Source organism: Janthinobacterium tructae (assembly GCF_006517255.1).
GTDB lineage: Bacteria > Pseudomonadota > Gammaproteobacteria > Burkholderiales > Burkholderiaceae_D > Janthinobacterium > Janthinobacterium tructae.
Genome location: NZ_CP041185.1, coordinates 6,090,771 through 6,102,954, shown reverse-complemented (window position 1 = coordinate 6,102,954; position 12,184 = coordinate 6,090,771). Strand labels below are relative to the sequence as shown.

Here is a 12,184-nt window from a genome sequence, read left to right as displayed (position 1 = left end):
CACTTAAGTAATACTACGACCACCCAGCAGATAATACCTTGAATACCTGTGTATTTTCATTTCAATATCACCCTGCAGAAGGCATGGTTATTATATGCTGAATTGTATTTATTGCAGCAATTTATAACAACAATTTCATCACCATTAATCCAGCGATGTCTTCGCATAATTATGCAGGCGCTTCAACATGCTACGCCGAACGGCTGCGCAGCCCGGCAATCCACTCTTCCAGCATAATATTTGCGCTTATTTGAAGCATGTATTTGATTAAAATAGCGCCCCAGCCCAAAAAGGGTGCCACCAGAAGAAAATCACCAATTCTGATAAACTGCAACATTCCGGTGATTCCAAACTTTGTATATTCTGCAATCGACGCTTTCCCTGAATTCAATATGGCGCATCAACGCGCCACCGATAAATCCTTGCAAAAAGGAATATGATGATTCCCTCTTTCCGGCCCGGTCCTTTATTAAAGGTCACCGGCGTTATTTTTGTTCTGTTCGGCCTCGCCCTGCTGGGCGGCGGCATCTGGCTGGCCACGCTCGGCGGCTCCTGGTACTACTTGCTGGCCGGCATAGGCATGCTGATCGCAGGCGTGCTCGTCTTCAAAGGCAAGCGCAGCGCGCAAGCCTTCATGGCGCTGCTGCTGATCGCCACCCTCATCTGGTCCGTGATTGAAGTGAAATTCGACTGGTGGCAATTGCTGCCGCGCCTCGATATCTGGTTTGTCGCCGCCGTCTGGCTGCTGCTGCCCTTCGTCAGCCGCCGCCTGGCCCCGCCTGCCGCCCAGAAACAGCCGCAAGCGGGCAAGACAGCCCTCTGCGCCGCCGTGGCCCTGACCGTCATCGCTGGCGTCATCGCCCTGTTCCAGGACTACCATGACCTGCATGGCGACGTGCCGGCCGAAAACATGGCCGCCACCGCCAGCGGCGACCTGGCGCCCGGCGTCGAGCACAACGACTGGTCCGCGTACGGCCGCTCCGGCTATGGCGACCGCTATGCGCCGGCCGCGCAAATCACGCCGGCCAATATTTCCGGCCTGAAAGAAGCCTGGACTTACCACACGGGCGACTTCAAGGGTCCGAACGACCCGGGCGAGATCGCCAACGAAGTCACGCCGCTGAAGGTCAATGACATGCTGTACCTGTGCACGCCGCACAATATCGTCATCGCCCTGAACCCGGATACGGGCAAGGAAATCTGGCGCCACGATCCGAAGATCAACCGCGATGCGGCCAGTTACCAGCACATGATCTGCCGCGGCGTGGCGTACTGGGACGTGAACGCGGGCCGCGCCAAAAACAACCCTGCCCCCGAAGCTGCCAGCATGGAATGCCCGCGCCGCATCCTGGCGCCGACCATGGATGGCACCATGATCGCCGTCAACGCCGATACGGGCGAGTCGTGCAAGAGCTTTGGCAACAACGGCGTCGTCAACCTGTATAAAAACATGGCCATGATCAAGCGCGGTTTCCTGATGCCAACGTCCCCACCGGCCGTGGCGCAAAACGTGGCCGTGATCGCCGCCAGCGTGACGGACAACCATTCGACGGAAGAGCCATCGGGCGTGATCCGCGGTTACGATCCCGTCACCGGCAAGCTGCTGTGGAACTGGGACCCGGCCACGCCGGAAGATACCAAGCCCTTCCCTGAAGGCAAGAACTACACCAACAATTCGCCCAATTCGTGGGGCGTGGCCAGCATCGATGAAAAGCTGGGCATGGTGTACATTCCGATGGGCAATGAAACCCCCGATACCTGGGGCGGCAACCGCAACAAGAATGGCGAGAAATTCAACAGCGCCATCGTCGCGCTGGACCTGGCGACGGGTAAAGTGCGCTGGGTGTACCAGACCGTGCACCACGATATCTGGGACATGGATATCGGCGGACAACCTTCGCTGGTCGACATCGACACGCCGAAAGGCAAAGTTCCCTCGGTTGTTGCCACGACGAAACGCGGCGACATCTATGTGATCGACCGCCGCGATGGCAGCCTGGTCGTGCCGGCGCCGGAAAAACCTGTGCCGACGAGCAATCCTGCCGCTGGCGACACCTTGTCGCCCACGCAGCCGTTCTCGGCCCTGACCTTCTTGCCTGAGCGCAATATCAGCGAAGCGGACATGTGGGGCACCACGCCGTTCGACCAGCTCGCCTGCCGCATCATCTTCAAGGAACGCCGCTATGAAGGCCCGTTCACGCCGCAAACGGCTGGCAAGGGCGCCGTCATCTCGCCGGGCCCGCTCGGTATCTTCGAATGGGGCGGCGCGGCCATCGACCCCGTGCGCCAATTGTTGATCGTCAACCCTGACTACATGGGCTTCCTGGAAAAACTCGTGCCACGCGCCGAAACGACGGCCAAGGGCGGCACGGGGGGCGAAATGGGCTTGCAGCCACAGACGGGCGTACCGTTCGCCGTGGAAATCAAGGCCTTTTTGTCACCGCTGGGCTTCCCATGCCAGGCACCGCCGTGGGGCTATGTGGCCGCCGTCGACCTGCGCACCATGAAAAAAGTGTGGATGCACAAGAACGGCACCACGCGCGACAGCGGTCCCGTGCCGATTCCATTGCCACTGGGCGTGCCCAGCCTGGGCGGCATGGTCACCACCGGTGGTGGCGTGACCTTCCTCAGCAGCACGCTCGACTACTACATCCGCGGCTACGATGTCAGCAACGGCAAAGTACTCTGGAAAGCGCGCCTGCCGGCCGGCGGCCAGGCTACGCCAATGAGCTATGTGTCGAACAAGTCGGGACGCCAGTTCGTCGTCGTCATGGCTGGCGGCCACGGTTCGCTGGGCACGAAGATGAGCGACACCCTGATCGCGTATGCCTTGCCCGAAGGCACTGCCGTACCGAAGAAGTAAGTTAGTTAGCAGCGCACTGCGTCCTGCAGTGCGCACAAAAAAAAGCCGTTCAGTCTGCACTGAACGGCTTTTTTACGTCTGATGAAATGGCTTACAGGATGGTGGCCAGCGCGCACTGCCGGTAATGCGCTGCAGCCTGTTCCGTCTGCTGCAAGGCATCGTGCATCTGCGCCAGCTTCAGGTGAGCATCGCGCACCATTTGCGGCTCGTTCGCGTCGGACAAAGCCTGCTCCAGGTGGCGCTGGGCCTTGCCCCACAGTTTTTGCTTGAGGCACAGGGTGCCCAGGGTCAGCGCCAGTTCCGCATCGAGCGGACGCTGTTTCATCCATTGCTCGCAATGCTCGATCTGCAGCAGCAGGGCCGGCGTGCCGGCGGGCGCCGCCGCTTCGCGGTAGGCGCGCACGACGCGCTCGTCCCAGTCGGCGGCCAGCGACTCTTCGCACACGAGGCGCGCCTCATCGTGCAGGCTGCGCGCATTCAGGGCCGTGGCGGCACGGCAGGCGATATACGGCTTGACCCGGTCGCTGCTGGGCACGGTGGACCAGACGCGCATCAGCGATTCGGCGTCATGCGAGGGGTCGGACAGCAAATGGTCGTAGGCCAGCTCGCGCAGGCGCGACGACAGGGCCGGATGCAGGGCGCGGTGCTTGTCGAGCGAACGCACGAGACGCAGCACTTCCGGCCAGTTCTTCGCCTGCTGCTCGGCCTTCAGCGACCATTGCAGCGCGTGGATATGGCGCGTGCCGCTGGCATTGAGCTCGCGCACGGCCGCCAGGGCCGCTTCCGGCTGGTGGTCGTCGACCAGCAATTCCGTCACCGTCATCAAACGGGCCGTTTTCAGGCTGGCATCGCCTTCGACACGGGCCAGCCAGCTGTCGCGGCGCTCGGACTGGCGCATGCGGTGCGCGGCGCGCGCGCCGATCAGCGCGGCCAGGCCGGCATTTTCTTCCAGCTCGGCGGCGCGCAGGGCGGCCTTCTCGGCATGCCCGAAACGGCCTTCGAACAGGGCTTTCAAGGCTTCGCGCAAGCCCTTGTTGCCATCGCGCTCACGCTTGCGCTGGCGGTAGGCCGCCACTTGCGCCGGCATGCGCACGGTGCCGCGCACGGCGCGCACCAGCAGGTATAGCAGCACGAACAGCACGACCTGCAGCAGCAGGAAGAAGTTCAGCGACAAATCGATGCGGTACGGCGGATAGAACAGCACCACGTTGCCGGGGTTGAAACGGGCCGTCACGGCGATACCGATCGCCGCGGCCATCAGGGCGAGTAACCAGAGAAATAGACGCATGGGCTCAGGACTTCGCTTTGTAGTTGCGCACAGCCGCCAGGCTGTCGGACAAGGTTGGCATTTCGATGGCCAGGTTGCTGCCCTGCACCTGGCGCAGCAAGGCTTGCGCCGTCTGCGTGCTCTTGGCGCGGGTGTCGAAATACTTGGCCAGCGCATCCTGCGCAGCGATCAAGTCGTTGCGGAATGCCGTTTCATTGCGCGACAACAAGGCCATGCGGGCATTCAGCAGACGCAGCTTGACGTTTTCCCGCAAGAAATACGACTGCGTCGGCGACAGCATCAGCGCTTCCGGCGTATCGACTCTGCGGATGCGGATCAATTGACGCACGTCATTCCACATGTCGCCGCTCCAGGTATTGAAGCCGTCGCGCACTGTTTGCAGCAGCGGTTCCGGCGCCGGCGGTCCGACCAGCTTGCCGCTGGCATCGCGCACGGGCTTGGCCCCGGCCTTGGCTTTGCCAGGCTTTTCCGGCGCGGCCGGCAAGGCCGGCGTTTCGTCGGACAGCATCGGCAAGGCGTCGATCTGGGCGATCACGGCATCGAGGCGCAGGGCCACGCCCGTCGAATCGACGCTGGGCAGGGCCTTGAGTTTTTCCATGTCGCGCCCGATGGCGCGGCGGATGGTGATGAATTGCGGCTTGTCGGAACGCGACAGGCTGCGGTCGGCGTTTTGCAGGGCGATCAGTGCGCCGGGCACGTTGCCGGCCAGTTGCAGCTGCTGGCTGGCCGTCGACAGCACTTGCTCGATTTCCGTCAGCGCCCACTCGTCGCGGTTCTTCGACAAGTCGTTATACAGTTGTTCCAGCGCCAGCTGCTGGCTTTGCGTTTCGCTCTGGCGGTTTTCCAGCGCGCCCACCTTGATTTGCAGCTCTTTCGTGCCTTCTTGCACGTTGCGCGCCAGCACGCCCGTTTCAGCGTTGCTGACATCGCCCTTTTGCAGGCGCTTGGCTACTTCTTCGCGCAGGTTGCGGATCTGCTTGCTGGTCGACCAGCTTTGCGCAGCCAGCAGCACGGCCAGCACGATGACGGCGATGCTCATGGGCTTTTGCAGCTGTTCGAGCAGCGTCGGCGCGCGGCCAGCAGGTTGGTCGGCCGCCTGCGGCGCCGTCTTCACGGCGCCGCCAGGCGTTGCATTCGGTTCGGAGAGTGTAGGCATTTCGTTCATGGTCGTGATTGTAACGCGGCGAGCACTCCTGCGTCGCCTGATCCTGTCAAGGTGACACGGGCAAAACCCAGGGCCGCCGCCGTTTGTGCAATGCGCGCGTGCGGCACGATCAAATGCTGCTGTTGCATTTTCACAACAGCCATCTTTTCATCGCCCATTTCGCCCAGCAGCGCCAGCAAACCGCGCAGCGCTTCCGAGCTGGTGATGATCCATTCATTATTATGCTGCAACAGGTTTTCCAGGGTCGCGCGCAAGGCCGGCGTCAGCGTTGGCACCTTGCGGCGGTAAGCCGTGACGAACTCGACTTCAGCGCCGGCCGCGCGCAAGCCGTCAGCCAGGTAGTCGCGTCCGCCGTCGCCGCGCACGATCAGCACGCGCTTGCCGCGCAGGGCCGGCAAGTCCAGCGCCAGCAACAGATGTTCGGAATCGCTGCGCGCCGTGTCAAACGGGCTGGTGATGCTGGCGTTGGCGTGCGTGACGCCATGCGCGGCCAAGGCCATCTTGCTGCCCTCTCCCACCACGGCCAGCGGCACGCCAGGCGGCCAGACGGCCAGGTGCGCAAAGACGCAATCGATGGCGTTGGGCGAAACAAACGCCACCAGGTCGTAGTCGGCCAGGCGCGCCAGCACGGCTTGCAGCTGCGCGCATTCGTCCTCGCCGTCAAGCGCGTGGATTTCCAGCAGCGGCAGCAGGGTCACGGGCCAGCCCAGCGCCGCAATTTTAGCGGCCAGCGGCCCTGCCTGCGCCGCAGGCCGCGTGATCACCACGCTGTCAGGCATGCGGCGCCAGGCCTTCATGGTTGTCGGGCGTGACCGCGCACGAGGCGAGGATGCCGGCGGCGTCCTGGCCGCGCAGCAATTCGGCCACTTGCTCGCCCAGCTGTTCCGGCGCGCCGGCCGGGCCGCTCACGTCGGCGCTGGCCATGCGCGCGCCGTCCGGCGTGGCGACCATGGCGCGCAAGCGCATCTGTTCGCCCTCGACGGTGGCAAAGGCGGCCAGCGGAATCTGGCAGCTGCCGCCGAAAATCTTCGACACCTTGCGCTCGGCCGTGACGGCTTGCGCCGTGGCCGTGTGGTTCAGCGGCGCCAGCAGGCGCACCAGGTCGGCGCCGTCAACGCGGCCGCTGCGGATTTCGATCGCCATGGCGCCCTGCCCTGCGGCCGGCAGGCTGTCTTCCGGCGCCAGCACGGCGCGGATGCGCGATGCCAGGCCCAGGCGTTTCAGGCCGGCGGCGGCCAGGATGATGGCGGCGTAATCGCCACGGTCCAGTTTGCCCAAACGCGTATCGAGGTTGCCGCGCAGGGGCAGGATCGTCAGGTGCGGGTAGCGCGCGGCGATCAGCGACTGGCGGCGCAGGCTGCTGGTGCCGACCACGGCGCCGTGCGGCAACTCGGCCAGGCTGGCGTAGTCGTTCGACACGAACGCGTCGCGCGGGTCTTCGCGCTCGAGGATGGCGGCCAGGCTATAGCCTTCAGGCAACTCCATCGGCACGTCTTTCAGCGAATGCACGGCCAGGTCGGCGCGGCCTTCTTCCATCGCCACTTCCAGCTCCTTGACGAACAGGCCCTTGCCGCCTACCTTGGACAGGGCGCGGTCCAGAATCTGGTCGCCGCGTGTGGTCATGCCGAGAATTTCAACGCTACACTGCGGATACAGGGCGGCCAGGCGCGCACGCACGTGTTCCGCTTGCCACATGGCAAGGCGGCTCTCGCGCGTGGCGATCACCAGGCGGGCAGGAATATTCAATTCGTTCGGGGTCAATTCGGATGCTTTCAAAACAAGTTCTTTCGCTGTGGCTGTCGTTGTCATTATCGTTGCCAATTCGCCCGTCCGATATCAATTTATATCGAAAAGGCACCCGGCGTCGCTATAATCGTTATCCCTTGGCCTAGAAGGCCAAGTCAGGCTAGCGTCCATGTTGAAGACCACAAATTTTATCATGCGCCCCCTCCCCTCTGCGGCCAAACGCCCGGTGCGATCCACATTCCCTTGCTTTTACACTTACTTTGGTTCTTTATTATGCTCAATGACGCAGTAGCACCAGAAATAGTTCCAGCGGCCGGTTCCGACAAGGACGCGCCACTGAAAGAAGATATCCGCCTGCTGGGCCGCCTGCTGGGCGACGTGTTGCGCGAGCAGGAAGGCGACGCCGTCTTCAATGTGGTGGAAACCATACGCCAGACGTCCGTGCGCTTCCGCCGCGAAGCGGACGCCGGCGCCGCGCTGGAACTCGACGCCATGCTGAAAGAACTGAGCCGCGAACAGACGATTTCCGTGGTGCGCGCCTTTTCCTATTTTTCACACCTGGCCAACATTGCGGAAGATCAACACCACATCCGCCGCCGCCGCGCCCACCTGCTGGCCGGCTCGCCAGCGCAAAAGGGCAGCATCAGCTTCGCGCTGAAAAAACTGCGCGCCGCCGGCGTGCCGCGCAAGACGGTCGACACCTTCTTCCAGGAGGCGCTGATCGCCCCTGTGCTGACCGCCCACCCGACGGAAGTGCAGCGCAAGAGCATTCTCGACGCCGAGCACGACATCGCCCGCCTGCTGGCCGAGCGCGACCTGCCGCAGACGCCGAAAGAGCGGCACGCCAACATGCAGCTGCTGCGCTCGCGCGTCTCCACCCTGTGGCAGACGCGCATGCTGCGCTACTCGAAGCTGACGGTGGCCGACGAGATCGAAAACGCCCTGTCCTACTACCGCATCACCTTCCTGCGCGAACTGCCGGGCCTGTATGACGACATCGAGGACGATATCGCCGCCGAGTACCCGAACGGCGACGGCACCATCGAACCGATCAATGCCGCCTACGTGCAGATGGGCAGCTGGATCGGCGGCGACCGCGACGGCAACCCGAACGTGAATGCGGGCACCATGCAGCACGCGCTGGCACGCCACGCCACCACCATCCTCGACTTTTACCTCGACGAAGTGCACGCGCTGGGCGCGGAATTGTCCGTCTCGACCCTGATGGTGGGCGTCAGCGCCGAATTGCAGGCACTGGCCGACCAGTCGCCGGACGCCTCGCCGCATCGCAGCGATGAACCGTACCGCCGCGCCCTGATCGGCATCTATGCGCGCCTGGCCGCCACCGCCCGCGCGCTGGGCGCCACCAATATCCTGCGCAAGGAAGTGGGGCCGGCGGCCGCCTATCCGGACGCGGGCGCGTTTGTCGCCGACTTGCGCACCATCGTCGCCTCGCTCGAATCGCACCACGGCGCGGCCCTGGTGCGCCCGCGCCTGGCCACCCTGGCGCGCGCGGCCGACATCTTCGGTTTCCACCTTGCTTCGCTTGACATGCGCCAGACGTCCGACGTGCACGAGCGCGTGCTGGCCGACCTGTTCGCGCACAGCGGCGTGGCCGCCGATTACACGTCGCTGTCCGAGGAAGACAAGCAGACACTGCTGCTGAGCGAACTGGCCCAGCCGCGGCTGCTGTACTCGCCCTACATCGCCTACGCCACGGAAACGGATTCCGAGCTGGCGATCCTGCGCGCGGCGCGCGACATCCGTCAGCGCTACGGCGCGCGGGCCATCCGCAACTACATCATTTCGCACACCGAAACCGTGTCCGACCTGCTGGAAGTGTTACTGCTGCAAAAGGAAACGGGCTTGCTGCGCACCGACTGGAAGGCAGCAGACGACGGCGAGAGCACGTGCGAGCTGATGGTCATTCCCCTGTTCGAAACGATCCCCGACCTGCAGCGCGCGGCCGGCATCATGAGCGAGGTCATGGCCTTGCCTTTGGTCAAGCAATTGATCGCCAAGCAGGGACAATTGCAGGAAGTCATGCTCGGCTATTCCGATTCGAACAAGGATGGCGGTTTCCTCACATCGAACTGGGAACTGTACAAGGCGGAACTGGCGCTGGTGTCCGACTTCCAGAAGGCCGGCGTCAAGCTGCGCCTGTTCCATGGGCGCGGCGGCACGGTAGGACGCGGCGGCGGACCCAGCTACGAAGCCATCCTGGCCCAGCCGCCGGGCACCGTCAACGGCCAGATCCGCCTGACGGAACAGGGCGAAATCATCGCCTCGAAGTTTTCCAACGCGGAAATCGGCCGGCGCAACCTGGAATTGCTGGTCGCCGCCACCCTCGAAGCGAGCCTGGCGCCGCAGGCGGCCAATCCCGCGCACGCAAGCGAGCTGGCGCAGTTCGAAGCCGTGATGGCGCAGCTGTCGGACCTGGCTTATCACGCCTACCGCCACCTCGTGTATGAAACGCCGGGTTTTACGGAGTACTTCTTCTCGGCCACGCCAATTGCGGAAATCGCCGAGCTGAACCTCGGTTCGCGCCCCGCCTCGCGCAAGGCCAACCAGCGCATCGAAGACTTGCGCGCCATTCCCTGGGGCTTTTCCTGGGGCCAGTGCCGCTTGCTGCTGCCGGGCTGGTTCGGTTTCGGCAGCGCCATCGAGGCCTGGATCGACCAGGCCGACGGCGCGTCGAAAGATGAAAAAATCGCCACCCTGCGCGCCATGTACGCCGAATGGCCGTTCTTTGCCACCCTGCTGTCGAACATGGACATGGTGCTGGCCAAGACGGACCTGGCGATTGCCTCGCGCTATGCGGAACTGGTGGCAGACCAGGACTTGCGCGAACGCATCTACAAGCGCATCACGGACGAGCATGGCAACACCTTGCGCTGCCTGGAGCTGATCACCGGCAACACGGAGCGCCTGGCGGGCAATCCGCTGCTGGCCCGCTCGATCCAGAACCGCTTCGCCTATCTCGACCCGCTGAACCACTTGCAGGTGGAATTGATCAAGCGCAACCGCGCCCTGTCGGCGGAAAGCAAGATCGACGAAAGGGTCCACCGCGGCATCCAGCTGTCGATCAACGGCGTGGCGGCCGGTCTGCGCAACACGGGCTGATCGCGCCAGGCTGCCATCGGCAGACAAGGGCCGGCACCGCAAGGGCCGGCCCTTTTTCTTGCCCAATTACAAAATATTCTCAATAAAACAACAATTGGTATTACACTAGCGGTTGACACCTTCCCAACTTAGGCCCCATGCACACCGCAGCGGCCAACCATGACGCCAGGGACGCGGATGAGCAAATGGTCGATTGAAACGCTGAGTGCGGCCTGCGCCGCCCTCATCCTGATCATGCTGGGCTGGCTGGCCGGTGCGGCCTGGCCGGCGCTCGACTTCTGGGAGCATGTCTGGCTGACCCTGCTGCTGGCGAGCGCCGCCGGCACGGCCATTTGGCTGATGCGCAGGCTGCGCGCCCACCTCGCCAGCACGCGTTCGCAACTGGACGCCAGCCTCCTGCGCTACCAGCACCTGAGCGAAACGGCGCAGGACGGCATGTGGCAAACGGATGCGCAAGGCCGTATCCTGTACGTCAACCAGCGCCTGTGCGACATGCTCGGTGTCCCCGCCGACCAGCTGCTGCACCACTCCATGGAGGAATTCCACGACGAGGCCACCTTGCTGCGCCTGTGTCCGCTACGCCAGACGGCGAGCGATAGCTGCATGGGCGAATTGCAATACCGGCATGGCGACGGCACACAGCGCTGGGCCATGCTCAGCGGACGCCGCCTGTACGACCAGCACGGCACGGTGACGGGCGCACTGGTGCTGGCCAGCGACATCACCGAACACAAGCGGGCCGAACACGCGTTGAGCCTGGCCCATGCGGAGCTGGAAAGCCGCGTGGCCCTGCGCACCGCCCAACTGCTCGATGTCAATCTCCAGCTCTCCGCGGAAATCGCCATGCGCGCACAAACGGAAGCGGCCCTGGCGCGCAGCGAAGAGCGGCTGCAGGACATCATTTCCATGATGCCCCTGTCGCTGTTCCTGAAAGATGCCGATTCGCGCATGCTGCTGATGAACCAGGCCTGCGAGCAGCAATGGGGCGTGCAATTCCAGGATATCGCCGAAGGACGCGACGTGCAGCACTTCCCCGCGGAGCAGACCCAGGGATTCCACACGGCGGACCAGGAAGCGTTTGCCAGCCGCCAGGTGGTGATCCGCGAAGAACTGGTATGGAATGCGCGGCTGCAGGAAAACCGCCTGCTGCAGACGCATAAAAAACCCATCTTCGACGCGCAAGGCCGGCCGCAGATGATCATCGCCATGGGCATCGACATCACGGAAAGCAAGCGCAACGAGGAAAACCTGCAGCGTACCCTGGCCCAGCTGCGCGAACTGAGCGACCACCAGCAAACCATCAAGGAACAGGAAAGGCGCCGCATCGCGCTCGATATTCATGACGACCTGGGCCAGAACCTGATGGTGCTGCGCATCGATGTGTCGCTGCTGCATGCGCGCACGGCCACCAGCCACCCGCGCCTGCACCGCCACGCACAGCGCGTGCTCGACACCATCGACGCCACCATCCGCTCGGTGCGCACCATCATCAATGACTTGCATCCCAGTACCCTGGAGCTGGGACTGGGCCCGGCGGCCGAGTGGCTGATCCGACAGATGGAGAGCCGTGGCGCCATCCGCTACCGGCTCACGCTCGACAGCGAGGCGCCCGACCTGGGCCTGGACCAGCGCCAGACGTCGGCCATCTTCCGCGTGCTGCAGGAATCGTTGTCGAACATCGTGCGCCACGCCCAGGCCAGCGAAGTGGAAGTGGCGCTGGCGCAAGATGCGGACGCCATCGTCCTGCGCATCAGCGACAACGGCATCGGCATGCAGCCGGGCGACCACGGCAAGCGGGCCGCCTTCGGCCTGAAAAGCATACGCGAACGTGTCCATGCGCTGGGCGGCGAACTGCGCATCGACAGCCAGGCGGGCCGTGGCACGGCGCTGGCCATCCACCTGCCCCAGCAGGCAGGCCAGCGCCATGCCGATCATGCCAAAACACAAAAATTAGCAAAAACAGTAGCAAATTAAGTATGCATTTGCGCCATAAAAAAGT

Annotated in this window: 8 protein-coding genes; 3 read left to right on the top strand and 5 right to left on the bottom strand. The window is 63.6% G+C overall.

All coding sequences use genetic code 11. The annotated features are described in order from the left end of the window. Positions 1 to 190 precede the first annotated feature (190 nt). Positions 191 to 337 (bottom strand): hypothetical protein, encoded by a 147-nt coding sequence (locus FJQ89_RS28135; RefSeq protein WP_168208533.1) that lies wholly within the window; start codon positions 335 to 337, stop codon positions 191 to 193. 99 nt (positions 338 to 436) lie between these two features. Between FJQ89_RS28135 and FJQ89_RS27030 the strand changes: the two genes are divergently transcribed. Beyond that, positions 437 to 2,863: a membrane-bound PQQ-dependent dehydrogenase, glucose/quinate/shikimate family gene (locus FJQ89_RS27030; RefSeq protein ID WP_168208532.1), complete on the top strand. Its 2,427-nt coding sequence runs from the start codon at positions 437 to 439 to the stop codon at positions 2,861 to 2,863. 91 nt (positions 2,864 to 2,954) lie between these two features. Here FJQ89_RS27030 and FJQ89_RS27025 read toward each other — a convergent pair whose 3' ends face one another. The 4 genes from FJQ89_RS27025 to hemC are packed head-to-tail and all read right to left on the bottom strand — an operon-like array spanning position 2,955 to position 7,092. Beyond that, entirely contained in the window at positions 2,955 to 4,121 is a 1,167-nt protein-coding gene (locus FJQ89_RS27025) for a heme biosynthesis protein HemY (protein WP_243136600.1), read from the bottom strand. A gap of 34 nt (positions 4,122 to 4,155) precedes the next feature. Then, positions 4,156 to 5,316 carry a uroporphyrinogen-III C-methyltransferase gene (locus tag FJQ89_RS27020; protein WP_141172418.1) on the bottom strand — a complete coding sequence of 387 codons (1,161 nt, stop codon included), beginning with the start codon at positions 5,314 to 5,316 and terminating at the stop codon, positions 4,156 to 4,158. Next, the gene (locus FJQ89_RS27015; RefSeq protein ID WP_243136300.1) at positions 5,313 to 6,113 is read right to left on the bottom strand and encodes a uroporphyrinogen-III synthase; all 801 of its coding nucleotides are present in this window, start codon (positions 6,111 to 6,113) and stop codon (positions 5,313 to 5,315) included. The genes FJQ89_RS27020 and FJQ89_RS27015 overlap by 4 nt, the downstream gene beginning before the upstream one ends. Then, positions 6,088 to 7,092: a hydroxymethylbilane synthase gene (hemC, locus tag FJQ89_RS27010; protein ID WP_141172417.1), complete on the bottom strand. Its 1,005-nt coding sequence runs from the start codon at positions 7,090 to 7,092 to the stop codon at positions 6,088 to 6,090. The genes FJQ89_RS27015 and hemC overlap by 26 nt, the downstream gene beginning before the upstream one ends. 243 nt (positions 7,093 to 7,335) lie before the next feature. Here hemC and ppc point away from each other — a divergent pair, with 243 nt between their 5' ends. Together ppc and FJQ89_RS27000 are read left to right on the top strand one after the other, a co-directional pair. Then, positions 7,336 to 10,185: a phosphoenolpyruvate carboxylase gene (gene ppc, locus FJQ89_RS27005; RefSeq protein WP_141172416.1), complete on the top strand. Its 2,850-nt coding sequence runs from the start codon at positions 7,336 to 7,338 to the stop codon at positions 10,183 to 10,185. A gap of 177 nt (positions 10,186 to 10,362) precedes the next feature. Further along, positions 10,363 to 12,159, top strand: coding sequence for a PAS domain-containing sensor histidine kinase (locus FJQ89_RS27000; RefSeq protein WP_168208531.1), 1,797 nt, complete (start codon positions 10,363 to 10,365; stop codon positions 12,157 to 12,159). Positions 12,160 to 12,184: the final 25 nt, after the last annotated feature.